This window comes from Variovorax sp. RO1 (assembly GCF_002849325.1).
GTDB lineage: Bacteria > Pseudomonadota > Gammaproteobacteria > Burkholderiales > Burkholderiaceae_C > Variovorax.
In genome coordinates, this window is record NZ_PKMT01000001.1 from 1,914,990 (window position 1) to 1,939,365 (window position 24,376).

The 24,376-nt window shown below is 68.1% G+C and carries 30 protein-coding genes; 21 read left to right on the plus strand and 9 right to left on the minus strand.

Annotated elements, in window-relative coordinates; all coding sequences use genetic code 11:
* Positions 1-15 precede the first annotated feature (15 nt).
* From CY658_RS09235 to CY658_RS09260, 6 genes are all read left to right on the plus strand, one after another.
* Positions 16-198: a DUF3606 domain-containing protein gene (locus tag CY658_RS09235; RefSeq protein WP_101489816.1), complete on the plus strand. Its 183-nt coding sequence runs from the start codon at positions 16-18 to the stop codon at positions 196-198.
* 12 nt (positions 199-210) lie between these two features.
* Positions 211-1,134 (plus strand): cation diffusion facilitator family transporter, encoded by a 924-nt coding sequence (locus CY658_RS09240; protein ID WP_180838901.1) that lies wholly within the window; start codon positions 211-213, stop codon positions 1,132-1,134.
* Between the two features lie 106 nt (positions 1,135-1,240).
* Entirely contained in the window at positions 1,241-1,432 is a 192-nt protein-coding gene (locus CY658_RS09245) for a hypothetical protein (protein WP_101489818.1), read from the plus strand.
* 136 nt (positions 1,433-1,568) lie between these two features.
* On the plus strand, positions 1,569-3,113 hold the full coding sequence (locus CY658_RS09250) for an ATPase domain-containing protein (RefSeq protein WP_101489819.1): 1,545 nt from the start codon (positions 1,569-1,571) through the stop codon (positions 3,111-3,113).
* Positions 3,110-4,672, plus strand: coding sequence for a hybrid sensor histidine kinase/response regulator (locus CY658_RS09255; protein WP_257884794.1), 1,563 nt, complete (start codon positions 3,110-3,112; stop codon positions 4,670-4,672). Before CY658_RS09250 ends, CY658_RS09255 begins: the two co-directional genes overlap by 4 nt.
* On the plus strand, positions 4,669-5,670 hold the full coding sequence (locus CY658_RS09260) for a lysylphosphatidylglycerol synthase domain-containing protein (protein WP_101489820.1): 1,002 nt from the start codon (positions 4,669-4,671) through the stop codon (positions 5,668-5,670). Before CY658_RS09255 ends, CY658_RS09260 begins: the two co-directional genes overlap by 4 nt.
* Before the next feature lie 25 nt (positions 5,671-5,695).
* Here CY658_RS09260 and CY658_RS09265 read toward each other — a convergent pair whose 3' ends face one another.
* Together CY658_RS09265 and CY658_RS09270 are read right to left on the minus strand one after the other, a co-directional pair.
* Entirely contained in the window at positions 5,696-6,103 is a 408-nt protein-coding gene (locus CY658_RS09265) for a hypothetical protein (protein WP_101489821.1), read from the minus strand.
* Between the two features lie 236 nt (positions 6,104-6,339).
* Positions 6,340-6,543: a hypothetical protein gene (locus CY658_RS09270; RefSeq protein WP_101489822.1), complete on the minus strand. Its 204-nt coding sequence runs from the start codon at positions 6,541-6,543 to the stop codon at positions 6,340-6,342.
* Between the two features lie 184 nt (positions 6,544-6,727).
* Here CY658_RS09270 and CY658_RS09275 point away from each other — a divergent pair, with 184 nt between their 5' ends.
* On the plus strand, positions 6,728-7,138 hold the full coding sequence (locus CY658_RS09275) for an OsmC family protein (RefSeq protein ID WP_101489823.1): 411 nt from the start codon (positions 6,728-6,730) through the stop codon (positions 7,136-7,138).
* 198 nt (positions 7,139-7,336) lie between these two features.
* Here the strand turns inward: CY658_RS09275 and CY658_RS09280 are convergent, their stop codons facing one another.
* Positions 7,337-7,732: a hypothetical protein gene (locus CY658_RS09280; protein ID WP_101489824.1), complete on the minus strand. Its 396-nt coding sequence runs from the start codon at positions 7,730-7,732 to the stop codon at positions 7,337-7,339.
* Between the two features lie 536 nt (positions 7,733-8,268).
* Complete coding sequence (locus CY658_RS32980; protein WP_257884795.1) at positions 8,269-8,403, minus strand: hypothetical protein; 135 nt, start codon at positions 8,401-8,403, stop codon at positions 8,269-8,271.
* 149 nt (positions 8,404-8,552) lie between these two features.
* Between CY658_RS32980 and CY658_RS09285 the strand changes: the two genes are divergently transcribed.
* Complete coding sequence (locus tag CY658_RS09285) at positions 8,553-9,050, plus strand: arsenate-mycothiol transferase ArsC (RefSeq protein ID WP_101489825.1); 498 nt, start codon at positions 8,553-8,555, stop codon at positions 9,048-9,050.
* Between the two features lie 20 nt (positions 9,051-9,070).
* On the opposite strand, the gene CY658_RS09290 is transcribed toward CY658_RS09285, so the two are convergent.
* Positions 9,071-9,391, minus strand: a complete 321-nt coding sequence (locus CY658_RS09290) for a hypothetical protein (protein ID WP_101489826.1) — start codon at positions 9,389-9,391, stop codon at positions 9,071-9,073.
* A 266-nt stretch (positions 9,392-9,657) separates the two neighbouring features.
* Here CY658_RS09290 and CY658_RS09295 point away from each other — a divergent pair, with 266 nt between their 5' ends.
* Positions 9,658-9,915 (plus strand): hypothetical protein, encoded by a 258-nt coding sequence (locus CY658_RS09295; RefSeq protein WP_101489827.1) that lies wholly within the window; start codon positions 9,658-9,660, stop codon positions 9,913-9,915.
* 242 nt (positions 9,916-10,157) lie between these two features.
* Here CY658_RS09295 and CY658_RS09300 read toward each other — a convergent pair whose 3' ends face one another.
* Positions 10,158-10,526 carry a hypothetical protein gene (locus CY658_RS09300; RefSeq protein ID WP_143713636.1) on the minus strand — a complete coding sequence of 123 codons (369 nt, stop codon included), beginning with the start codon at positions 10,524-10,526 and terminating at the stop codon, positions 10,158-10,160.
* Positions 10,527-10,859: 333 nt separating this feature from the next.
* Between CY658_RS09300 and CY658_RS09305 the strand changes: the two genes are divergently transcribed.
* The 9 genes from CY658_RS09305 to CY658_RS09345 all read left to right on the plus strand — a co-directional run bounded on the left by CY658_RS09305 (position 10,860) and on the right by CY658_RS09345 (position 19,998).
* Positions 10,860-12,512: a ShlB/FhaC/HecB family hemolysin secretion/activation protein gene (locus CY658_RS09305; protein ID WP_257884796.1), complete on the plus strand. Its 1,653-nt coding sequence runs from the start codon at positions 10,860-10,862 to the stop codon at positions 12,510-12,512.
* 63 nt (positions 12,513-12,575) lie between these two features.
* On the plus strand, positions 12,576-14,381 hold the full coding sequence (locus CY658_RS09310) for a DUF2341 domain-containing protein (RefSeq protein ID WP_101489830.1): 1,806 nt from the start codon (positions 12,576-12,578) through the stop codon (positions 14,379-14,381).
* Positions 14,382-14,393: 12 nt separating this feature from the next.
* A complete protein-coding gene (locus CY658_RS09315; RefSeq protein ID WP_062474100.1) occupies positions 14,394-14,807 on the plus strand; it encodes an ExbD/TolR family protein in 414 nt (137 codons plus the stop codon).
* A 10-nt stretch (positions 14,808-14,817) separates the two neighbouring features.
* Positions 14,818-15,561 carry a hypothetical protein gene (locus CY658_RS09320; protein ID WP_257884797.1) on the plus strand — a complete coding sequence of 248 codons (744 nt, stop codon included), beginning with the start codon at positions 14,818-14,820 and terminating at the stop codon, positions 15,559-15,561.
* A gap of 67 nt (positions 15,562-15,628) precedes the next feature.
* Positions 15,629-17,425: a putative porin gene (locus tag CY658_RS09325; protein WP_101489832.1), complete on the plus strand. Its 1,797-nt coding sequence runs from the start codon at positions 15,629-15,631 to the stop codon at positions 17,423-17,425.
* 19 nt (positions 17,426-17,444) lie between these two features.
* The gene (locus CY658_RS09330) at positions 17,445-18,170 is read left to right on the plus strand and encodes a hypothetical protein (RefSeq protein WP_101489833.1); all 726 of its coding nucleotides are present in this window, start codon (positions 17,445-17,447) and stop codon (positions 18,168-18,170) included.
* Entirely contained in the window at positions 18,167-19,114 is a 948-nt protein-coding gene (locus CY658_RS09335; RefSeq protein WP_101489834.1) for a peptidylprolyl isomerase, read from the plus strand. Before CY658_RS09330 ends, CY658_RS09335 begins: the two co-directional genes overlap by 4 nt.
* Before the next feature lie 36 nt (positions 19,115-19,150).
* Positions 19,151-19,693 carry a YbjN domain-containing protein gene (locus tag CY658_RS09340; RefSeq protein ID WP_101489835.1) on the plus strand — a complete coding sequence of 181 codons (543 nt, stop codon included), beginning with the start codon at positions 19,151-19,153 and terminating at the stop codon, positions 19,691-19,693.
* Positions 19,693-19,998 (plus strand): hypothetical protein, encoded by a 306-nt coding sequence (locus CY658_RS09345; protein WP_101489836.1) that lies wholly within the window; start codon positions 19,693-19,695, stop codon positions 19,996-19,998. The genes CY658_RS09340 and CY658_RS09345 overlap by 1 nt, the downstream gene beginning before the upstream one ends.
* Positions 19,999-20,083: 85 nt before the next feature.
* Here CY658_RS09345 and CY658_RS09350 read toward each other — a convergent pair whose 3' ends face one another.
* Positions 20,084-20,773 carry a class I SAM-dependent methyltransferase gene (locus tag CY658_RS09350; RefSeq protein ID WP_101489837.1) on the minus strand — a complete coding sequence of 230 codons (690 nt, stop codon included), beginning with the start codon at positions 20,771-20,773 and terminating at the stop codon, positions 20,084-20,086.
* A 109-nt stretch (positions 20,774-20,882) separates the two neighbouring features.
* On the opposite strand from CY658_RS09350, the gene CY658_RS09355 reads away from it, so the two are divergent.
* Positions 20,883-21,338 (plus strand): GNAT family N-acetyltransferase, encoded by a 456-nt coding sequence (locus CY658_RS09355; protein ID WP_101489838.1) that lies wholly within the window; start codon positions 20,883-20,885, stop codon positions 21,336-21,338.
* A 19-nt stretch (positions 21,339-21,357) separates the two neighbouring features.
* Positions 21,358-21,894: a shikimate kinase gene (locus CY658_RS09360; protein ID WP_101489839.1), complete on the plus strand. Its 537-nt coding sequence runs from the start codon at positions 21,358-21,360 to the stop codon at positions 21,892-21,894.
* Positions 21,895-21,943: 49 nt separating this feature from the next.
* Here CY658_RS09360 and CY658_RS09365 read toward each other — a convergent pair whose 3' ends face one another.
* Entirely contained in the window at positions 21,944-23,146 is a 1,203-nt protein-coding gene (locus CY658_RS09365; protein WP_101489840.1) for an MFS transporter, read from the minus strand.
* 259 nt (positions 23,147-23,405) lie between these two features.
* Between CY658_RS09365 and CY658_RS09370 the strand changes: the two genes are divergently transcribed.
* Positions 23,406-23,813, plus strand: coding sequence for a GNAT family N-acetyltransferase (locus CY658_RS09370; protein WP_101489841.1), 408 nt, complete (start codon positions 23,406-23,408; stop codon positions 23,811-23,813).
* 20 nt (positions 23,814-23,833) lie between these two features.
* On the opposite strand, the gene CY658_RS09375 is transcribed toward CY658_RS09370, so the two are convergent.
* A complete protein-coding gene (locus tag CY658_RS09375; protein WP_101489842.1) occupies positions 23,834-24,355 on the minus strand; it encodes an Lrp/AsnC family transcriptional regulator in 522 nt (173 codons plus the stop codon).
* Positions 24,356-24,376 lie beyond the last annotated feature (21 nt).

Sequence of the window (24,376 nt, forward strand, 5' to 3'; positions counted from 1 at the left end):
GCCCGGAGGCCTGCGATGCTGGACACCCTGGAGATCCGCGTTCCCCCAGACGATGACGAGCGCATCGACATCACCGACCCCCAGGCGGTCGACTACTGGACCCAGTGGTTCGGTGTGACCGAAGAGCGGCTGCGCATCGCGGTCGCGTCCGCGGGCACGGTGAAGGACGATCTGCGGATCTACCTTGGCCTTCCCTGAGCCCGGCCGCTGATGGCCGGCTCGAAGATCGCGATCTACGGCGCGATCGCGGCCAATGTCGCCATCGCGGCCACCAAGTTCGTGGTGGCCGGCATCACCGGCAGCTCGGCCATGCTGTCGGAGGGCATCCATTCGGCGGTCGACACCTTCAACGGCGTGCTGCTGCTCGTGGGCATCCGCCTGAGCCAGCGTCCGGCGACCGCCGAGCATCCCTTCGGCCACGGCAAGGAGCTGTACTTCTGGAGCCTGATCGTCGCGGTGCTCATCTTCGGGCTGGGCGGCGGCGTGTCGTTCTACGAAGGCATTCAGCACATGCGCCACCCCGAGCCGATGCGCGACCCGACTTGGAACTACGTGGTGCTGGGCCTGGCGGCGCTGTTCGAGGGCACGAGTTTCTTCATTGCGCTGCGTGAGTTCCGGCGCGAGGCGCGGGGCCGGCCGTTCTGGCAGGCGCTCGGGCAGAGCAAGGACCCCACCACCTACACGGTGCTCGCTGAAGACTCGGCCGCGCTGGCCGGCCTGGGCGTGGCGGCGCTCGGCATCTGGGCGAGCCACCGGTTCGACATGCCGGCGCTCGACGGTGCCGCGTCGGTGGTCATCGGGCTGCTGCTGGCCGGCGTGGCGGTGCTGCTCATCAGCCAGGCGCGCGGGCTGCTCATCGGCGAGGGCATCCGGCCCGAGACGGCGCGCGCGATACGCAGCCTGGCGATGCAGCAGCCCAGCGTGCAGGACGTGGGCCACGTGCTCTCGATGTACATCGGCGCCAACGAGGTGCTGGCCATCGTCGACGTGAACTTCAAGGACGGCACCGCCACCGGCGAGGCGGCCGACGCCATCGCCGCCATCGAGCAGCAGGTGCGCGCGCGCTTCCCGATGATCCGGCGGCTCTTCATCGAGGCGAGCGAGGCGCCGGTCGAGCCGCTCGCACCCGCCTGAAGCGCGCCGTTGTCGTCGGCCTTGGCTGACGGGCGGTGCCGCCATTGCCTGAGCGTGTGGTGGCCCCGCGCACTGCACGGTCGATGTTCATCCAGGAGAACGCCTCATGACCTCGAAGCCCGCATCGCAGACGCAGAAACCCCGCAAGCCCGCCTCCGACGAGCCGGAGATCACGCAGGAAGAATCCGTGCCCACCGACGGCAAGGACACCGAGGGCGAAGGCCTGATGAAGAAGGTCGGCAACGACAAACTCAAGGAGCCCGGCGACGCCGAGCACAAGACGCCCGAGAAATCCTGACGCCGGCGCTGCGCTCGGCGCCGGCCCGCGCGGCGCGTTGGTTTTGTCTTCTGCGCGGGAACGGCGATGCCCTACAGCCGCGGCGCCGGTCTCCCCGTCAAATCCTTCCTCGTGAGCCACAACGATGGAGGACGCAATGAAATTCGATGGCGCGGCCGGCCCGGCCACGGACGAGGACAAGCAGGCACAGGAACAAGCCCGGGCGCAGCAGAACGCCGAAGGCCTGATGATGGTCGGCGTGCCCGGCCTGGACGACGTGCTCGGCGGTGGCCTCACCGCCAACCGGCTGTACCTCATCGAAGGCACGCCGGGCGCCGGCAAGACGACCATTGCGCTGCAGTTTCTTCTTGAAGGCGCGCGGCGCGGCGAGCCGGTGCTCTATGTCACCTTGTCGGAAACCGCCGAGGAGCTGCAGGGCGTGGCGAGGTCCCACGGCTGGGACCTCAGCGGCATCGATGTGCGCGAGATGCTCCCCTCGGAAGCCGCGCTCGAGCCCGACGAGCAGTACACGATGTTCCATCCGTCCGAGGTCGAGCTCAGCGAGACGACGCTGCGCATCCTGTCGGATGTGGATGTCATCAAGCCCACGCGCGTGGTGTTCGATTCGCTGTCCGAGCTGCGCCTGCTGGCCGGCAGTTCGCTGCGCTACCGGCGCCAGATCCTGGCGCTCAAGCAGTTCTTTTCGGGCCGCCAGTGCACCGTGATGCTGCTGGACGACATGACCGCCATGAAGCACGACCTGCAGGTGCAGAGCATCGCGCATGCGGTGGTGCGGTTGGAGCAGAACCACTCCGACTACGGCACGGCGCGGCGCCGGCTGCTGGTGAGCAAGTACCGTGGGCAGCGCTTTCGCGGCGGCTACCACGACTACCGCATCGAGCGCGGCGGGTTGCGCGTGTTTCCGCGCCTGGTGGCGTCCGAGCATGCCGCGGCACTGAACCAGCCGCGCATTCCCAGCGGCCTGGAAGCACTCGACATCTTGCTGGGCGGCGGCATCGAGCGCGGCACGAGCACGCTGTTCGTCGGCGCGCCGGGCACCGGCAAATCGACGGTGGCCGTGCAGTTCGCGCTGGCCGCGGCCCAGCGCGGCGAGTGCGCGGCGCTCTTCATCTTCGACGAGGGCATTCAGACCTTGCGCACGCGCTGCGAGAGCATGGGCATGCCGCTGTCGCAGTACATCGACTCGGGCCACGTTCTGGTGCGGCAGGTCGATCCGGCCGAGCTGTCGCCGGGCGAGTTCGTGCACCTGATCCGGCTGGCGGTGACGGAGTCGAAGGCCGCGGTGGTGGTGATCGACAGCCTCAACGGCTACCTCAATGCCATGCCCGACGAGCGCTTTCTCATCGCGCAGCTGCACGAGCTGCTGTCGTACCTGGGGCAGGCCGGCGTGGCCACGCTGCTGGTGGGGGCGCAGCACGGCCTCATCGGCATGCAGATGCAGACGCCGGTGGACGCGAGCTACCTCGCGGACGCGGTGGTGCTGCTGCGCTACTTCGAACTCGACGGCGAGGTGCGCCAGGCCATCTCGGTGCTGAAGAAGCGCGGCGGCGCGCACGAGCGCACCATCCGCGATTTCTCGATGACCGCCACCGGGCTGCGGGTGGGCGAGCCGCTGCGCAACTTCCGGGGCATCCTGACGGGCGTCCCCGTGCCGATCGACGGCGTGCAGCGCACATCGTGAGTGCCAAGACGCCCGTTGCCATCGAACAGCGCATCCTGCTGCGCACCATGACTTCAAGGGACGCCGTCATGGCCAAGGCCGTGCTTGAACGCGCGCAGGTCGCCTCGCACACCTGCACCGACTTCTGCGCGCTCGTGCGCGGGCTGCAAGAGGGCGCCGGCGCGGTCCTGCTGGCCGAAGAAGCGCTGTCCGATCCGGCGGCTGCCGCGCTGACCGAGGCGCTGGCCTCGCAGCCGCCGTGGTCCGACCTGCCGGTGCTCATCCTGGCGCGCCAGGGCGCGGATTCGGTGGTCATTGCCAACGCGATGCGCCGGCTGGCCAACGTCACCGTCATCGAGCGGCCGGTGCGCGTGGCGTCGCTGGTGAGCACGGTGCGCGCGGCGCTGCGCGCACGCAACCGCCAGTACCAGATGCGCGACCTGCTGAGCGGGCTGCGCGAGGCCGACCAGCGCAAGACCGAGTTTCTTGCCACGCTGGCGCACGAGCTGCGCAACCCGTTGGCGCCGATGAGCACCGCGCTGACGCTGCTGAAGCGCAAGGCGTATGAGCCCGCCGAGGCGCTGCGCTACTACGAGCTCATGGGCCGCCAGATCGACCACATGGTGCGGCTCGTGAACGACCTCATGGAAGTCTCGCGCATCACGCGCGGCAAGATCGAACTGCGCATGGAACCCGTGGCGCTCGATGCGGTGATCAAGGACGCCCTCGAACTGAGCCGGCCGGTGCTCGAGGGCGCCCGGCACACGTTGCACATGGACCTGGGCCGCGAGCCGCTCGTGGTGCGCGGCGATGCGGTGCGGCTCACGCAGGTGTTCTCGAACCTGCTCAACAACGCCGCCAAGTACACGGCGCCCGGCGGAACGATCAACGTCGTGCTGCGCGCGCAGGAGCGTGTCGCCGTGGTCGAGGTGCGCGACAACGGCGCCGGCCTTGCGCCCGACATGCTGCGCTCGATCTTCGAGATGTTCGTGCAGGTCAGCAGCACCTCGAAGGCCGCGCAGGGCGGGCTGGGCATCGGCCTGACGCTGGTCAAGAGCCTGGTCGAACTGCACGGCGGCAGCGTCGAGGCCATGAGCGCGGGGCTCGGCCAGGGCGCGACGTTCTGCGTGCGGCTGCCGCTCATCGGCGCCGCAAGCAGCGTGCGGCCCTCGCCGCCGCCCGCCATTGCGGGCTGGCCCGCCGCGCTGCCGGCCGCGGTGCTGGTCGTCGACGACAACCGCGACGCGGCCGATGCGTTGGGCGACCTGCTGCGCGCGATGGGGGCGTCGCCGCGCGTGGCCTACAGCGGTGAAGCCGCGCTCGCGCTGGTGGCCGACGGCCCGGCGCCGGGGCTCGCGATCCTGGACATCGGCATGCCGGGCATGGACGGCTTCGAACTCGCGGCCCGGCTGCGCGCCAACTCGGCGCTGCGCGGGCTCGTGCTCGTCGCGCTCACGGGCTGGGGCCAGCAGGGCGACCGGGAGCGCATCGCCGCCGCCGGGTTCGACCATCACCTGCTCAAGCCGCTCGACCTCGCGGCGCTCATTGCGGCATTGCGCGGCACGGGCAGCCCGTCATGAACCGCCACGCCACCACGCTCGATTCGACCGCCGCTGTGTCTTCGGACAAGCCGTCGCTGTGGCACCGCTGCCGTCGCTGGGCATTGCCGGTGCTTGGGCTCGTGGTGCTGGGCCTGTTGCTGTCGCACGCGCACAAGGTCGACTGGGCCGGCGCATGGGAGGCGCTGCAGCGCTATCCCGCGATGCTGCTGCTTGGCGTGCTCGGGGTCGCCACGTTGAGCCACGCGCTCTACGGATGCTTCGACCTGATCGGGCGGCGGCACACACGGCATCGGCTGCCGCGCTGGCGCAGCTGGGCCATCGCGGTCGTGAGCTATGCCTTCAATCTCAACCTCGGTTCGCTGGTCGGCGGCATCGCGCTGCGTGCGCGGCTCTATGCGCGCGCCGGGCTGGACGAAGCCACGGTGGCGCAGATCGTCGGCATCAGCCTGGCCACCAACTGGCTCGGCTACGGGCTGCTGGCCGGCAGCCTGTTCGCGGCCGGCGCCATCACGCCGCCGCGCGAGGCGCACATGGGCGTGGACGCCTTTCGCGCGCTCGGTATCGGGATGGTGCTGCTCGCCGTTGCCTACGTGGTGGCCTGCTTCTTCCTGCACGGCCGGCACTGGCAGGTGAAGGGGCGGCGGCTCGAGCTGCCGTCGGCGCAGCTGGCGCTGGTGCAGCTTGGGCTCTCGGCCACCAATTGGGCCGTGATGGGCTGCGCCATGTACCTGCTGCTCGGCCAGAAGGTGCCGTACGCGACGGTGCTGGGCGTGCTGCTGGCGGCGTCGATCGTCGGCGTGGTGACGCCGATTCCGGCCGGCCTCGGCGTGATCGAAGCCGTCTACCTGGCGCTACTCTCGGGCACCGTGCGTCAGGGCACGCTCATGGGCGCCGTGCTGGCGTACCGCGCGCTTTACTACCTGCTGCCGCTGGCCGGCGGCATCGTGCTGTACCTGTGGCTGGAGCGCTATGCGGCCCGCCATCCGGTGGCGGGCGAGGGCGGACACGGCGGTTGACGGCCGCGGTCCGGACGCCGAACGCTCAGGCCTCGGGCGGCGGGGTGTCTTTGGCGGGTGGCCGCTCGGGCGGCAACCGCCCCAGGCGCGACGAGGTCGCGCGCTCGGTGCGGATCTTTCGCAGCGAGTTGGTCAGCGCCTGCGGGCTCGTGTTGAGCTGGCGCGCCGCCTTGGCCGGGCGCATGCCTTCGACCAGCACGAGGCGCGCGGCGGCGAGAGAGGGCGTGGCTTGCAGGTGCAGGAGCTCCGCCACCTGCCAGAACTCGGCCGACGTGAAAGTGCCGAGGTCCGGCGGCAACGAGCGCGGCACGACAGCCTTGCGCTTCTCGAAAACGCAGCGGGGCGCGGGGTCCATCTCCGCGACACGGGCGACCAGCGCCTCGAGGTAGGCCTGCGTGGCGGGCGTGTTGGAAATCCAGTTCGAATGCAGCACCAGTTTCGACCCGTCGTCGGGAAAGGAGTGTTCCCAACTGACCCTCAGCTCTGTCGTGGCCGGGGGTGGAGCGGGGGCATCGTCGGGGGGGCTTTTCTCGGTTATTTTTCGCCGCATTCGTGAAGTATGTCTCAGAAAATGGAGCGCCATTTCCAATTTGTCGCGAATCAGACACCAGGTGAATGTCTGGTGCCCGGGCCCCGACCGCAGGCCTCCGGGCGCCGAAGCGCGGTAGTTCAGGCCGACGCGGCGGGTGTCTGAGTCGCTTGCGGCAACTCCTGCGATGTGCGCACCGGCGCGGGCGGTCCGCAGTCGGTCGGCATCTTGCGCGAGGTGCCTCGCACCAGATGGCGGGGAACGTGGTGTGTCTTGATGAACTGCGCCAGCGCTTCGCTGCGTGCGGGCTCGGAGACCGGGATGAACATGTGCAGTGCGCTCATGGTGTCGTTCCGTCGATGCCAGGCAGGAAGGCGGCGCGCCCCGCTTGTGCCGGGGTGGCTGGCGACCCCTGGCATGGCCGCCCGGCGAAGATTATGTGCCTCTGGATCAACCCCGGTGGCGCAGATGTTTTCGGGCATTCCGGCCGCGCCAGAATGCTTGCTTGCCAACAAGGAGCACACACCCATGGGCCACGGAGTCACCGCATCGATCGTTTCCACCGACGTCGATTTCAATCACCGCATCCAGGTCGGCAAGTTCCAGCTCGTGGCGGACGAGCCGGCGTCATTGGGCGGGCAGGGCGCGGGGCCGGCGCCCTACGACTACTACCTGGCCGCGCTCTCCGCCTGTACCGCGATCACGCTGCGGATGTATGCGCAGCGCAAGGGTTGGGAGCTCGGCGAGTTCAAGGCCGAGCTGAGCTTCGCGAAGGACGCGGACGGCAAGGCGCACATCCACCGCGTGCTGCACGCCAGCGGGCCGCTGACCGATGCGCAGTGGAGCCGGCTGCTCGAAGTGGTGGCTAACACGCCGGTCACGAAGACCATGCGTGAAGGCGCGGAGATCACGAGCGAGCGTGGGGCGGCTGCGGCCTGAGTCGGGCTCGCGACGGTTCTTGTGCGGGGAGGCGGGTCCGGTCGGAAGGTCGCTGGTGGACGCCGGAAACTTGCGGTCCTGCGGGACCTTGATGGCGCCGTCCGCTGAGTGGGGCCGGCGCCTCCTCGTCGCAGACGAGGAGGTGTGTGTCGCGTTGCGCGGCGAGGGTGGCCTCGCCGGCGCGAGCGACTCAGCGCATCAGCACTTCATTGCCGTGGCTTGTGCGGCGAAGGCGTCGGAAGCGGCCTTGCAGGCGGTGCCGAGTTGTGCGGCGTTGGCGCCGTAGCTGGCCCAGGTGGCCTTGGTCTGCTCGAGGCTGCTCTTGAGTGCGTCGGCGGCGGCGCCGCTTTGCTTGCCCACGCAGGCGCTCACCTTGTCCAGGTATTCCTGGCATTCCTTGGGCACGTCGGCCGATGCCGTGGTGGTGGCAGCGGGTGCTGCGGCGGCCGGTGCGCTGGCGGCCGGAGCGGGTGCCGGCGTGGCCGGTGCTGCAGCAGGTGCTGCGGGTGCGGCCGGCGCTGCGGGCGTGGACTCTTGCTTGGAGCAGGCGGTGATGGCAGCAGCCACGATGATGAGTGCGAGCAGTTTGTTCATTTTTGTCTTACATGAGCGAGTTGGATGATGTGCCTCGACTCGTGTCCCGCCACGCGCAGTCTGCACGCAAGGAACGCAAGGATCGAGGCCGAAACAGTATCGTCGTGCCCCATGTCACGGACCGGGCGAACGTCACAGCTGCGCGTCGGGAACGACACAAAAATCGTAACAATCGTTGCTTTGCGTTAAATATTGCCGGGTGTCGGTGGCCCTGCGGCGAGTGTCTGCGCGAGGCGCCCGGGACTGTGCGAACCGGGGCCCTGGCAAGTGGCGCACCGGTCGCGCGAAGCTGCTAGTTATTTGGTGTTACGTCGCCGTCGCGGTTGTTGCGAGGGCGAGCCGATGGACGGCGTAGGCAGACAAACTTGCGTTCGAGCAGGCTTACTTGGTTTTGCAAGACAGTGAACGGGACACGGCGCGGCGATGAATGGGCAATCGGGGTTCTGAACAAGCGCGCCCGCTTATGTGGGGCGGGGCAGCGCTCGGTCACACCGGCCGGCGAAATACCGGCGGGTGCATGGCCTGAGGCCGGGGCCTTACAGCCGGGTGCGCTCGGCGGGCGGGTGGTCCTGGTCGGAACGCAGGACCGCCAGCATGCTCATGAGCGTCACGCCCGCAGCAAGACCGACCAGGAAGGCGAGGGCAACAAGGGAGGGGTCGGATGTCCACATGGGGTTCTAACGCTGATCAATCCCACAAGGTTTACCAGTGTTTACACTAATTGGTCATGTTTGCATGACAGGGGTAAACAGGTGTTTGCAAGAGGGTCGCCGCACCCCGCTACACAGGTGCCACATGGCGTGGCTATAGTCGTTCGACCATGCAGCAACGGATCGAAGTCGTCTTTGTCTCGCGGCGCAATTCGCTGCGCAGCGTGCTGGCCGAGGCCTGCCTCGCCCACCTCGATTCGAAGCGTTTCGCGGCGCGCTCGTGCGGGCAGCCCGGGCGGCTGGCGGCCGATGTGCATCCCGCGGCGGTCGAGGCGCTGGGCAGCGCCGGCATGGCCTTGCCGACGTCGCCGCCGCGCAGTTGGGACCTGTTGGCGCGCGCGGGATCGCTGCGGGCCGACGTCGTCATCACGCTCGACCCCTCGCTCGAACCGCTGCAACCGCGCTGGCCCGGCCAGCCCGATGCGGCGCTGTGGCCTTACCCGGACGTGGCGGGCGCCGGCACCGGCCCGGACGACGCGGCGCATGGCGCGATCCAGGTGCTGTATTCGCTGCGGCGACGGCTCGAATTGCTGATCAACCTGCCGCTCCTGGGCGCCGATCGCAGCGCGCTGCGTTCCGACATCCGCGACATGGCGCACATGCGCTGATCAATCCATCAACCCATCCATCAGGGAATGGCGAGCCGGAGCACGAAGGTCTTGGTGTGCGGGTCGGTCAGAAACACCTGCGCGACCTGCCAGGCCTGCTCGTGTGCGTCGCGCCATGCGGCGGCGTACTTGATGTCCAGGCGCGTCATGGGCGGTTCGTCGAGCTGCTCGAGCCGGCGCCAGAGCCGGTAGCAATGCACGACTTGCCGGGGGGAGCCCAGCAGTTCCTCGAGTTTGATGCGGTAGGTGAATGCCGCCACCATCACGTCCCGTACCGTGACGTTGCGCCCCTCGACTTCGACGGTGTAGAGGTGTTCGGCTGTGTGCGTCTCGTCCTTCATGCGGCGGCGCAGAAAGCAGGGCGGACGGTATCGACCTGAGGGGCAGGCCGGTCGGGAGGACGCACGGAAAGAGGGAGACGGATCACGGCCGCTCCATCCTAGATGGCACGCTGTTCCGGCGCGAGTGCCGAAAGTCATGCGGGTGTTCACACATGGTGTCCCTTTGCGCAGTGCGCGTGAAATTGTTATTAAACGAAATTAAATGCTAATACCTAGGAACTATGTCCTAGGGCGGCGCCGGCAGTAGCCCTAAGCTCCTCACTGACATGAGCGCCACACAGCAACATCTTTTCGTCGAACTTCCCGACGGTTGGTCCAGCCAGATCGACATCCGCCAGACCACCGGCGGCCGCTACGCCGGCGTTGCCGAACTCAGCCTGCGCGGGCTCAAGCGCGGCGTGCTCGTCTTCATGCAGCAACCTTCGCTCGATGCCGCGGTCGCGCGCGTTCGCCTGCGGGCCAGCCAGTTCGCCCGCGAGCGCCTGTCGCTCGCCGAAGCCCGGGCGGGCGTGCAGGCGAGCTGACCGGGCGCATCACCGCGCATCACCCGGCGGTTGGAGTTTTTCTATCCCGGCCATCGAGATTGCCAAACCCGCTGCGCCCGCAAGCGGAGCACCATCGAGTCTCACGGATCTCACCGATGGAGCGCACGACATGTTGAAGAACTTCAGGAAAGCCGTAGGCGTCGCCATTTCGCTGGCCGGTGTCGTCGTGCTGGTCACCCAGCAACTCTGAACGCCCGGACCCGCTTCCCGCATGACGTCGCTCAGCGGCGGGGCGACAGCAGCGGCGACGTCGGCACCACCGGCGGCGGGCGCTGCGGATACACCGAGGTGCCGAAGGTGTTGCCCATGCGATGCCCGGTCGCCGCGCGATTGAACAACCCCAGCTGATTGCCCGGCCGCTGCGTGATCGCTTCCGAGGCGAGCCCGGGCGCCGCGTCGTCCGGCCCGCGTGCGGGCATCGTGGGCGCGAGCTTGCGGGTCAGGCAGTCGTAGGCGGGCGTGCGCTCGCCGTTCACCACCACTTCGACGCAGCTGCCGTCGTCGGCAGCGGCAGCGGGTGGCGTCTGCGCGCCCGCCATGCCGCAGACCGCGCCGAGCGCCACACCCCACAGCCATACACCGACGCGCATCGTCGCCCCTTGAAGAAAAGATGAAGGTTCGCCGAGCGGATGCGGCGATCCACCCCGCAGTCTGGGCTGCTTGCAAGACAGGAAGAAGACGGCGTTTGCGCGACCACCAGAAAACACAAGGGCCTCCCATGCGGAGGCCCTTCTTCTTATTCGCGCGAAACCTGCCGCGCCGGACCTCCTGCCGATTTCTTGATGAAGTTTTCGTGACAAACGGCAGTCGCCGCGCGCGCCGTGCGTCTAGGTATCGGTACGCAGCAGCGACATGAAGGCTCTCCACCCTGAGCCGCTGCCGCGCGAGCTTCATCCTTGAGAACCGAGCTGTAAATGCATGACATGAAGAAGAACGCCCCACCGGCCTGCTGGAGGGCGGTGTGGCTGGCAGTGATGGCGATCGGCGCCCCGGCGGGCGCCTTCGCACAAGCACCTGCCGCTGTCTCCACGCCCGCGCCGACCTCGGCGCCCACACCCGCGCTGGCCGCGTCCACCGAGACTGCCCGCAAGGTCGACATCGCCGAATACATCGTGCGCGGCAACACCGTGCTCGACGCCCGCGCCATCGAACAAGCGGTCACGCCCTTCCTCGGCCCCGAGCGCTCGCTGAAGGACGTGGAGGGCGCACGCGACGCGCTGCTCGCGGCCTACCAGGCGGCGGGCTACCAGTCGGTGTACGTCGATCTGCCCGAGCAGCAGGTCACGCAGGGCGTGGTGTTCCTGCAGGTCAACGAGACCCGCGTGGGCCGCGTGCGCGTGGTGGGCGCCGAGTACAACTCGCCGCTCGATGTGCGCGACCAGGTGCCGGCGCTGAAGGAGGGCGGCGTGCCCAACTTCAACACCGCGCAGGCCGAGCTCACCGCGCTCAACCGCGGCCCCAAGCGCCAGGTGATGCCGCTGGTGCGACCCGGCGCACTGCCGGGCACGATGGACGTCGACCTCAAGGTCGAAGACCAGAGCCCGTGGCGCGGCAGCGTCGGCCTCAACAACGACTACAGCGCCGACACGCGCAAGCTGCGCGCCAGCGCTTCGCTGGGCCACGACAACCTCTGGCAGATGGGCCACAGCGCCTCCATCAGTTTCTTCGGCGCGCCGCAGGACCTGAACCAGACGCAGGTGTTCTCGGCCTCGTACAACGCGCCGCTCAAGGGCACGAACTGGAGCCTCGAAGCCAACGCCTTCGTGTCCGACAGCAACGTGGCCACCGTCGGCGGCACCACCGTGCTGGGCAAGGGTCACTCGATCGGCCTGAAGGCGACTTACACGGTGCCGAACAGCGGCAACTGGTGGCACGCCTTCAGCGTGGGCGTCGACTTCAAGAACAACAAGGAAGCGCTGACGCTCAAGGGCAGCGGCGACACCGTGCCGCTCAAGTACGCGCCGATCACGCTGTCGTACTCGGGCTTCCGCCAGACCGACAAGAGCCAGTACGGCGTGGGCGTGTCGCTGGTGGCGGGCACCAGCAGCTCGTTCAAGTACGGCAGCGACTGGGAGGCCTTCGACTACAAGCGCTACAAGGCCTCGCCCAGCTTCATGGTGCTGAAGACCGACCTCAACGGCGCGCACAGTTTCGAGGGCGGCACGCAGGTGGCGTTCCGCGTCAACGCACAGATGACCGATTCGCCGCTCGTGTCCAGCGAGCAGATCGCTGCGGGCGGCATGAACTCGGTGCGCGGCTATCTCTCGGCCGAAGCCACCGGCGACTACGGCGTGGTCGGCTCGGTCGAGCTGCGCAGCAAGCCGCTCACCTTCCTGGGCAGCACCGTCGAGAACTGGCGCGTGTACGCCTTCGCCGATGCGGCGCGGCTGCGCCTGAAGAGCCCGCTGCCCGAGCAGGCCGAGCGCTTCGCTCTGTATTCGGTGGGCGTGGGCACGACCTTCAAGGTCGGCACCTATTTCTCGGGCCGCGTCGACATCGGCTATCCGCTGATCGACGGGCCGCGCACCAAGAAGCACGACCCGCAGGTGAATTTCAGCATCACCGCGAGCTACTGACGGCCTTTCCTCTTTCTTTCGATTTTTCTTCTCATTCCACGAGCTTTCCGGAGAACCCCTGTCATGCGACGACTTCTTTTCATCGCGCTCACGCTGTTGAGCACGCTCCTGCCGGGCCTGGCCCATGCCTGGTGGCAGGCCGAATGGGCCTACCGCAAACCCGTCACCATCGACGGCGGCCCGCAGGCCGGCGCCATCGGCAGCGATGCCGGCCGCGTACCGGTGCTGGTGCGCCTGCACACGGGCAACTTCAAGTTCGAAGGCGTGAGCGAGACCGGCGCCGACCTGCGCTTTGTCGCGGGTGACGACAAGACCGTGCTCAACCACCAGATCGAACAGTTCGATCCGCTGCTGGGCATGGCGCTGATCTGGGTCGACGTGCCCAACGTCTCGGCCGGCACGCCGCAAAAGCTCTGGATGTACTACGGCAACCCCAAGGCCCCGGCCTCGGGCAACGGCCAGCGCAGCTTCGACCCCGACTACACGCTGGTCTACCACTTCGCCGAAGGCGCGGTGCCGCCGCGCGACACCACGGCCTACGGCAACAACGGCCAGACCGCCGCGGTGCCCGTTGAAGGCACGGTCATCGGCAAGGGCGCGCAGCTCGGCAACGGCGCACTGATGCTGCCCGCCACGCCGTCGCTGGCCGTGACGGCCGGCGGCACGCTGACCTTCTCCGCCTGGGTCAAGCCCGATTCGCTCGGCGCGCGTCAGGCGATCTATGCGCGCCGCGACGGCGCCGGTGAGCTCGTCGTCGGCATCGACCAGGGCGTGCCCTTCGTGCAGGTGAACGGTCAGCGCAGCACGCCGGGCCAGCCGATGCAGGCCGGCCAGTGGTCGCACCTCGCGGTGAAGGCCGAAGGCGACAGCGTGGCGCTGTATGTGGGCGGCCGTCCGGCCGTGTCGCTGGCGGCCAAGCTGCCCGCGCTGAACACCGCCGCCGCGATTGGTGCCGATGCACCGGCCGCACCCGCTGCGCCGGGCGCTGCACCCGCCGATGGCTTCGCCCCGTTCACCGGCGCGATCGACGAAGTGCGCCTGTCGAAGGTCGCGCGCCCCGACGCGCTGCTGCTGGCCGATGCCGTGTCGCAAGGCGCCGAGTCGCGCCTGGCCGCTTTCGGTGTCGACGAGCAGCAGGCGGGCAAGAGCCACTTCGGCTTCATCCTGGCCGCGATGCCGCTGGACGCGTGGATCGTGGTCGGCCTGCTGGGCCTGATGATGGTGCTGTCGTGGGCCATCATGATCGGCAAGGGCCGCAGCTTCGGCGCCACCTCGCGCGCCAACGCCACCTTCATCGAGCACTTCCGCGAAGGCGCCGGTGCGCCGCTGGACCGCATGGCCACGAACAACACCGTGCCGCAAGAGGTGCGTGCCGACTCGTCGCTGTGGCGCCTGTACGAAGTGGCCATCGAAGAGATGCGCCGCCGCCACGACCGCGGCTACGACCTGAACGCCGTGTCGGCCTCCACCATTGGCGCCATTCGCGCCGCGATGGACGGCGTGATGGTGCGTGAGACCGAGCGCATGTCCAAGCGCATGAACTGGCTCTCGACCACCATCGAAGGCGCGCCGTACGTGGGCCTGTTCGGCACCGTGATCGGCATCATGCTGGTGTTCGTGGTGGCGGCCATGGCCGGCGCCGTGGACATCAACTCGGTGGCGCCCGGCATGGCCGCCGCGCTGCTGTGTACCGCTGCGGGCCTGGGCGTCGCGATTCCCGCGCTGTTCGGCTACAACTGGCTGGCCTCGCGCTCGGACGCCATCGGCGCCGACATGGCCGTGTTCGTCGACGAGTTCGTCACGCGCCTGGCCGAAGAGCAGGGCGAGGGCCGCTCGCTGCCGGTGGCCGTGCAGGCGCGCCGCGCCTGAGGACCGCGCACCATGGCAAACACAGCCGCGAAGTTCGCCGTGCGCAAGCGCACGGGCGGCATCAACATCACGCCCTTTGTCGACGTGCTGCTGGTGGTGCTGGTGATCTTCATCCTCACCAGCAACGCCAGCATCCCGGGCATCAAGGTCGACCTGCCGAAGGCCAGCGCCTCGGTGGCGCTCGAGAAGCCCAAGACCAAGGCCATCACGATCGACAACGCGGGCAACGTGTTCCTCGACGCGTATCCGGTCACGCTGCCCGAGCTCGAAGAGCGCCTGCGCACCGAGAAGGCGCTGTCGCCCGACTTTCCCGTGATCGTGCGCGGCGATGCCAGCGTGCAGTACGCGAAGGTGGTCGACGTGCTCGACCTGCTGCGCCGCATCGAGCTGAACCAGATCGGCCTCGTGACCGGCAAGCAGAAGTGAGGACCGGAGCGTGAACCCTCGCGACCCGATTTCTTCTGCCTCGCCTGCGCCGCGCTCCCGTGGTGCAGGCGGAACGGCCGCGCTCTGGCGCCGCTGGGGTGGGGTGGTCATCGGCTTGGTGGTCGTCGTGGCGCTGGCGCTGCTCGTGTGGCGGCTCTTGTCCGACACCGCGAGCCAGAAGCGCGTGGTGGCCGATGCGCCCACGCTGATGCTGCCGCCGCCCCCGCCACCGCCGCCCGAACCCGAGAAGCTGCCCGAGCCCGAGCCGGAAAAGATCAAGCCCGAAGTGGTCGAGCCCGAGCCCAAGCCGGTCGAGCCGCTCGAAGCCCCGAAGGACGACGCACCGCCCAGCCCGTCGAAAGACCTGGGCGACCCGGTGACCATGGACAGCGCCGGCCAGGCCGGCAACGACGCCTTCGGCATCCAGGCCGGCAGCGGCGGCGGCATGAGCGGCACCGGCGCCGGCGGCGGCCTGGGCAGCGGCTCGTATGCGCGCTACGTGTCGAGCATGTTGCAGCAGGCGCTGTCGCGCGACCCGCGCACGCGCCAGCTGGTGTTCGACGACATCCAGATCGACCTGTGGCTCGGCGCCGACGGCAAGACCACGCGTGCGCAGCTGGTGCGCGGCACCGGCACCGAGGACATCGACGAAGCCGTGCTGGCGCTGCTGCGCGGGCTCGACCGCATCGAAGAACGTCCGCCGGCCTCGATGCGCTTTCCGATGCGCGTGTCCATGAAGGGACGCCGGCCGTGATCCGCATGCCTTTCCATTTCTCCGCGGCCGACGCCCGGCCGACCTCTTCCATTCAGTGAACGAAGCGATGAACACCCTCCACAACACCCTCCCGCGCCGGGGCGCGATGCCGGCCCTGCGCCAGTGCGCGCTCGCGGCGGCCGTGGCCTCCGCGTTCGTGCTGTCGGCCGGCACCGCCATGGCCCAGACCGCTGCCGCGCCCGCCGCCGAATCCGCGATGGTCAAGCTGATCCGCGGCCTCATTCAAAGCGGCACGCTCGCCAAGGACGTCGGCGAAGCGCTGCTGGCGCAAGCCCAGACCGAAGCCATTGCCGCGCAGCAGGCGCAGCGCCAGGCGGCCGTGTCGGCCACCGCGGCATCGGCCACGGTCGCAGGCGGCATGCGCCTTGAAGCGGGCGACGTGCGCGTGCCCTACATCTCGCAGACCGTGCGCGACCAGATCCGCGACGAGGTCAAGGCACAGGTCATGGCCCAGGCCAAGGACGAAGGCTGGGCCGCGCCCAACGAGACGCCCGAGTGGAGCAAGCGCATCCGCTTCGAAGGCGACGTGCGCGTGCGCAACGAATCGCGCAGCTACGCCGGCAACAACAGCGACATCGAGATCAACTGGCCCTCGCTCAACCAGGGCAGCGGCTACGACGTCAACCCGAACACCAACCTGTCGCTGCCGTCGATCCTGAACACCCGCCAGGACCGCCGCAACCTGTTCCGCGCCCGCGCCCGCGTGGGCCTGCTGGCCGACCTGTCGGAGAACACCAAGGCCGGCGTGCGCCTGGCCTCGGGCAGCGACGAAAGCCCCGTCTCGACCACCACCACGCTGGGCGGCGGCCTGGGCAAGAAGAGCGTGTGGCTCGACCAGATGTGGATCTCGCACAAGCCGACCGACTGGCTCACCGTGACCGGCGGCCGCTTCGGCAACCCCTTCATGTCGACCGACCTGCTGTATTCCAGCGACCTGAACTTCGACGGCATTGCCGCGCAGTTCGACAAGAAGCTCTCGGCGAACCGCGACCTGTCGCTGTTCGGCACGCTGGGCCTGATTCCGCTCGAGTACTCGGCGGACGGCTCGCCCACGCGCAGCCAGCGCAAGATGAAGAGCGAGAACAAGTGGCTGCTCGGCGCGCAGGTGGGCGCCGACTGGAAGATCAACGAAGACAACCGCGTGCGCGGCGCGTTGGCGTACTACAACTTCCGCAACATCAGCGGCCAGGTCTCCGAGCCTTGCGCGCTGTACGCGGGCGCCGACGGCTGCAGCACCGACTGGTCGCGCCCGGCCTTCATGCAGAAGGGCAACACGCTCATGCTGCTGCGCGACATCTCGCTGGACCCGCTCAACCCGGCCGGCACCCCGCAGCCGCAGTACGTCGGCCTGGCCTCGAAGTTCCGCCTGATCGACCTGAACCTGCGCTGGGACACCCAGGTGGCCGGCAACAACCTGCGCCTGGACGCCAACTTCGTGCGCAACAACGCCTACGACGCCAACGGCATCTGGGCCCGCGGCGGCATTCGCGGCGCCATCGTGAACAACTTCGGCCCCACCGGCGGCACCACCCAATCGGACTTCAAGAGCGGCGGCAACGCCTACATGGTGCAGGCCACCTACGGCAAGCCGGCACCGGCCGCGCGCGGCGACTGGAACGTGCTCGCGGGCTACAAGCGCATCGAGCCCGATGCCATGCCCGACGGCTACAACGATTCGAGCTTCCATGGCGGCGGCACCAACGCGCGCGGCTACTTCCTGGGCGGCTCGTACGCGATCGACAAGAACATGTGGTTCACCGGCCGCTGGATCTCGACCAAGGAGGTCTACGGCCCGCCGCTGTCGATCGACACCTTGCAGCTTGAATTCAATGCGCGTTTCTAAGCAAAAGAAGGAGTTCGCCGTGTCCCGAACGATCTTCCCGGCGCTGGCCCTCGCCGCACTGGCCGCCACGGCCGGCGTGGCGCAGGCCCAGCAGGCGCAAGGCGCGAGCATGGAGGAGCGGCTGCGCGCGCAGCTGCGCACCACCACCACGCAGTTGCAACAGGCGCAGAACGAGCTGGCCGCGATCAAGGCCGGCCAGCCCGCGGGCAAGGCGCCCGCGGCACCTGGCGCGGCACCGGCCGCGTCCGAGCTCGAGACGCTGAAGAAGGAACTGGCCGCCAGTCAGGCCCAGCTCGCGTCCGAGCGCCACGCGCGCGGGCAAGCCAGCGCCGGCAACACGCAGCTGCGCGAGCAGGCCCAGGCAGCGAGCGAGAAAGCGGGTGCGCAGATCGCGCAGTACCGCGGCGCGTACGACGATCTGCTGAAGATGGCGCGCGCTTCCGAAGCCGAGCGCCAGCGCCTGGCTGGCGAGGCTGCACTGCAACGCACCGCGCTCACGCAGTGCGAGGCCAAGAACACGCAGCTCTATGCCGTCGGCCAAGAGGTGCTGCGCGCCTACGAAACCATGGACGTGGGCAGCGTGCTCGCCTCGCGCCAGCCCTTCGCGGCGCAAAGCCGCGTCAAGTACGAACAGATCGCGCAGCAGTACGGCGACAAGCTCTACGAGAGCCGCTTCGACGTGCGCGCTGTGAGCGCACCGGCACCCGCAGCCGCTGCGTCCGCTACGGAAGGAAAACCGCAATGACGAACGTACAAGCAACTCCCGCAGCCGGGATCGGCCGACGCCTGCGCGCTGCGGCCGGCGTGCTGCTGGTCTCCTCGGTCGGCGTGGCCGCCGCGCAGCAACCCGTTGCGCCCGGCCCCGCGGTCGTCGCGCGCATCGGCGAAGTGACCATCGGCCAGGAAGAGATCGAGAAGCTGCTGCAGACCCTGCCCGAGGCCGAGCGCGCTGCTGTCAGGGCCGACCGCGCGAGCCTCGACGGCTGGCTGCGCCAGCGCCTCGTGAGCGAAGCGCTGCTGCGCGACGCCCGCGCCAAGGGCTGGGCCGACCGGCCCGAAGTGAAGGCGAGGATCGACGCCGCCACGCGCGAGATCACTGCGCGCATCGTCGCCACCAGTTATCTCGAATCCGTGAGCCAGGTGCCCGCAGGCTTTCCGTCGGACGCCGAGGTGAAGGCCGCCTACGACCAGGGCAAGACCGGCTTCAACCTGCCGGCCGCCTACCGCGTGGCGCAGATCTACCTGGCCACGCCCGAGCGCGACCCGGCCGCCACCGCCAAGGTGCGCGACGAAGCGAACCGCCTGGCGAAACAGGCCCGCACTGGCGACTTCGCCGCCGTGGCGCGCGCGAGCTCGCAGGACCGCCGCAGCGCCGAGCGCGGCGGCGAGGTCGACACGCTGCCGCTCGCGCGCATCCTGCCCGAACTGCGCGACACCGTGGCCAAGCTCAAGCAAGGCCAGGTCAGCGAACCGGTGCAGGCCGAGGCCGGCTTTCACATCGTCAAGCTGATCGACATCCAGCCCGCGCGCACCGCCACGCTCGAGGAGATGAAGCCGCAGCTGCAGGCCGCGCTGCGCCAGCAGCGGCAACAGCAGCTCGTGCAGGCCTACATGGCCCAGCTGGCGCCGCCAGCGCAACTGAGCATCGACAGCGCCGCGCTCGACGCCGCGCTCAAGAAAACCAACTGAACCCATTTCCCCTTTTTCCGAAAGAAGAACCAGACCATGAACACCACCGTCACGACCCCGGAAGCAGACGACATTGCCGCCGCGCCGGCCGCATTTGAGATGCTCGACGCCGTCACGCCCGACCAGGTGTCGGACGCCATCAAGGCCGCCGGCGGCGCCGTCACCGCAATCGAACAAGACGGCGTGGTACGCCTGCACAGCGCCAGCCACGGCATCGGCTTCCAGGTGCTGTGGGGCAACGCCGTCACCACCACCCAGTACACCGACTTCACCCTGAGCTGCCCGCTGCGCGTGCAGGGCGGCACGCTGCCCGAGGCCGTGCTCGCCGCATGGCACCGCAGCAAGCGCTTCGCGCGCGTGGCGCAGCACGGCGACTTCGTCGTGCTGGAGATGGACGTCGTCGTGGCCGGTGGCGTCAGCCCCGCCTACCTGGCTTTCGCCGTGCGCCTGTGGATGCAGATGATGGGCGAGTTCTTCCTGCACCTGCGCAACTACGGCCCCGCTGCTGAAACGCGCGGCGATGCGGCCAACGGCGAAGCTGCTGCTGCCGCCCTCCAGGGTGTGCCCGCCGCCGCGTGATGCTGCCCATGCGCGCCGCATCCGGCCTGTCGATGGACGACCACCACAGCCATTCCACGCACGACTCGCCCACGGGCCGCGCCATCCAGGCCGCGGCCCGCCAGGCCCAACGCGCGCGTCGCGCCGAGACCGTGCGGCTGCGCCAACGCGCCGCGCTGCTCGAACTGCTGGTGCAGACCATGGCGGAGCTGCACATTTCGATGGCCGAGCTCAATGCGGCGCGCAAGGCGTTAATGCCTGCTTGGCGGCATGTGGGGGAGGAGGGGGCTTCTGCTTCGCGGGAGGATCGGGACTTGGCACGTTGATGGGTGACGGGCGTTCAAGAGCCGGAAGGCCGGCGGCGTGCATCTTGGTTAAGTACAAGAATGACGCCAAGTAGGACGAAGCCTGTCAGGCCGCAGCTTGGGCCACCCAGCCTCTGAACGCCATGCCCGCATAGAACAAGCGGACGGTGGTGAAGCCAGTTTCCTCCAGCAATGCCTCCTCCTGTGCCGGACTGAGCAGCGGCAGCGTCGAGCCGATGGCCGTCGCAGCCTTGCGCGCGTTGTCCGGATCGACTCCGGAAGCCGTGGCGAAAGCGACGTAACGCGAGAGCCACAACTCCCGCTCGCCATCCGCCTGGGGAAAGCTGAGATGCGCCATGACGAACGGCGCGCCGGGCTTCAGGCGGCGGCGAATTTCCTTCAACGTCGCCCTGCGTTCATCGAGCGTCAGGAAGTGCATCGTCAGCAGACAGGTCGCTGCATCGAACGGGCCTTCGGGCGCCGTATCGGTGTAGCCGTGGTGCAGTGCGACTCGCTCGGCAAGCGGACCGAGCGTTTCTGCGGCGAGGTCGAGCATGGGCCGCGACGGATCGACGCCGACGAATTGCCATCGGGGATGGGCCTGCGCGAGCACCTTCAACTCCATGCCGCCGCCGGCGCCGATGACCAGCACGTTCGTTTCATCCGGCGCGCGCTCGGCGACGAGCAGGGCCGACATCGTTTGCAGGTCGTGCAGGCCCGGCACGAGGCGGGCGGTCTTCTCGGCGTAGTTGTTGGTGGCGGACGGGGCGTTGAAAGTGGGTGCGGGCTGGGACATTTCGCCAGTCTATGTGGGCATCGCGCGCTTCGCAGGCGTAGGGCTGCTGGAGAATCCGGCCAGAAGCGGGCCTCGCCCGAACCAGCCGTCATTCACGGAGACCGCCTGCATGTCCATCCCATTTCTCAGCGTCCGTCGTGCGGTGTCCGATGACGCCGCGCGCATCGATGCGCTCTACGCCCAACTGGTCGGCGACACGGCGCGCTGTGTGCTGCCTGAGCGCCTGCAGGAATTGTCCGAAGACCCGAGGACGGCGCTTCTTGTCGCGGAGATCGACGGCCAGGTGTGCGCAACGGTGCTGGTGTCGCTGTGCGAGGACGTGATGTTCAAGCGACAGCCGTTCGCCGTCGTGGAGAACGTCGTTGTCGATGTGGCCGCTCGCAATCGAGGGGTCGGGGCCGCGCTGATGAGAGAGGTCGAGGCCTTCTGCGCGGCGAGCGATTGCTCGAAGATCATGTTGCTGAGTTCGGTGGAGCGCACGGATGCCCATCGCTTCTTCGCGCGCTGCGGCTTCGATGCCTCGATCAAGCGCGGCCTTGTCAAATATCGGCGGTCCTTTGCTTGAGGTGCAGCCTCAGGGACGCATGACAACGGTCCTTCATCTCATCGGGCCCGGCGGGACGGGAAAAACCACCGTCGGCCCGCATCTGGCGCGGCGATTGGGTTGGCAGTTCATCGATCTCGACGAGCGCTTCATGTCCAGCGAAGGGAGCATCAACGCCGTCATCGAGGCGTCCGGCTACCTGGGCTATGCAAGGCGGAACGTGGCCGTCTATCGGGCGGTTCGATCCGCGTTGACCACTCCCAGCGTTCTCGCTCTTTCGTCCGGATTTCTCACGTATCCCGAGGACGTCGATGTAGGGTATCCCGCGTTGCGTTGCGCCATCGAGACCGACGCGTTGACCTCGTTGTTGTTGCCAGCCTTCGAACTCGAAGCATGCGTTGAAGCCATCGTGCAACGCCAGCTTTCGAGGCCGTATTTGCGCGGTGACAGGGCGAGCGAGGAGCGACGGATACGCGAGCGATTCCCCAAATTCATGGCGATGCGGTGCGCCCGTTTCCGCAGCGACGCCGCGCCGGACGACGTCGCGTCGCAGATCGAACGGTTCGTTCGCAGGTGACGGACACCGCGACCGAAGAGAGAGCCAAGTGGCTCTCTCTCTTGCCGCCTCAAGCCAACGTCGATACACGCTCAGCGCGAGACACCCTCGCAAGCCGCCACGTCATCCCGATCCCCACAACCGTCGCGATCAGCCCCACCAGAAACACACTCGAGTGACCGTAGTGGTCGGCAATCAGCCCCGCCATCGGGCCGGTGACGCCGTACGCCAGATCCTGGAACGCCGCGAAGCCGCCGATGGCGGTGCCGCGCAGATGGGCGGGCACGCGCTTGACGGCCTCCAGTCCCATGGCGGGGAACACCATCGAGCAGCCCATGCCGGTCAGCAATGCGCCCACCATGGCCACGACCGGATGGGGCGCCAGCCACAGCAGGGCCTGACCCACAGCCTCGATTGCCAACGAGACCAGCGCCACCTGGGTGCCGCCGATGCGGTCGGGCAAGCGACCCGCCAGCAGTCGCACCAGGACGAAGCCAACGCCGAAGCAAGTCAGTCCATAACCGGCACCCTGCCAGCCATGGGCCAGGAAGTACAAGGGAAAGAACGCGCCCAAGGCCGCAAAGCCGACGCCTTGCAAACCCACGACCGCGCCTTGCTTCCAGATGAGCCCCAGCACATCGGAGAACGGTGCGCGGCGCCCTTGTGCAGACATGGCGGGCGCAATGGACCACAGCATAGCGCCGCTGACCAGTGGCAAGGCGATGCTGCCCGCCATCAGGCCGGCGAAGCCGAGCTTTTCCAGCAGCCAGAGGCCCAGAGGACCGCCGACCGCAAAGGCGCCATACATGCCGGTGCCGACGAGCGCCATGACCTGCCCCGAACGCGCGGGGCCCATGGCCGCCATCGCCCAGCCGAGCATGCCGACGAGCGCGAAGCTTTCGCCGAGGCCCAGCACGAGGCGCCCCACCAGCAGAACCAGGTACGCGCCGGTGCCATGGCCCAGCACAGGCAGAGAGGATGCCCAGCACAGCAGCGATGCAGCCGCATAGAGGACAAGGCCCCGGAACATGGCGAACTTGCCGCCGCGTTCATCGGCCAGCCGGCCCGCCCAGCCGCGACTCAGGATGGTGGACAAGAACGCAATGCCGACGCCCAGGCCGGACGCGACATTGCCCATGCCCAGCGTCTGCGACACGTGGAGCGTCACCGCCGGCATCGACATGGCGACAGACAGGTAAGCGAGAAAAAGCGCGAGGGTCATCCAGACCAACGTGCGCAGGGAAGAAGAGTTTGTTTTTTGGACGTTCGTCATTGAGCGCCGCTCCTTGAATTTTCAAAGGCGGCACCGGCCGGTCGAATGAGCGGGGACGAGGAGCACCGAAGCGACCAACGCACACCGCCAGTCGGCCGCGGGTGCCACTGGTGATGCGTTGGTTGACGTAAACGCTTACGGCTGGATGGAGCTCTGAAGAGATCAGAGTCGATTTTTGCAGCGCCGATTCTAGCCACGCGAGATCGAGATCGCGCTTCCTGTCCGGCTAAAGTCGGATGGACTCCACGTGTTTGATCTCATGAACCACATCACCATCGACTACCGTCACAACGTTCCTCTTGATCCCGTCGACGTCGCCCGCGTCTTCGATCAGTCCGGCATCAAGCGTCCCACCACCGATCTCGCCCGCATCGCGCGCATGTTCGCCGCGCCCAGCCTCTTGCTGTCGGCATGGGTCGGCGACGAACTGGTGGGGCTGTCCCGCTCGCTGACTGACCATGCGTACTGCTGCTATCTGTCGGACCTGGCGGTCGACAAGAAGTACCAAGGACATGGCATCGGCACAGAACTCGTGAAGCGCACGCAGGCCATCATCGGCGACGAGGTGTCGTTGATCCTGCTCTCGGCCCCCGACGCGATGTCCTACTACCCGACGCTCGGTTTCGAGCTGGCGCAGAACGCGTACGTCATCCGGCGGAAGAAGTAGGGCCACTGTTCAGCGGCTCACTATGTCCGTCGTGAGCCCACCAAGCCGGCCTTCGCGTTCAGCAGGTGCCCCAGCGGCAGCGCCGCCTCCGACTTGATCTCGCGCAGCACGATGCTCGAACGCACGTGCGTCACGCCGGGCAGGCTGAACAGCACCTCATGCAGGAAGCGCTCGTAGTGCTTCATGTCCGGCACGGTGACGTTGAGGATGTAGTCGGCGGGCCCGGTCGCCGACACGCAGCGAATGATCTGCGGGCTTGCAGCCACGGCTTCTTCGAAGCGTTGCACCATCGCTTCGCTGTGCCGGTCGAGGTTGACCTCGGCCACGGCCGACACGTGCAGGCCCACCAATTCTGGGTCGACGAGTGCGGTGTAGCCGCGGATGACGCCGGCCGCTTCCATGTCCTTGATGCGCTTCCAGCAGGGCGTGGGCGACAGGCCCACGGCCTCGGAAATCTGCTGCACGGTCTGCCGCCCGTCATGCTGCAGTGCAGAAAGAATCTTGAGGCAATGCTCGTCAAGAGAAACAGAACCGACGTTCATCGTGATTTTCGAGTGGATTCT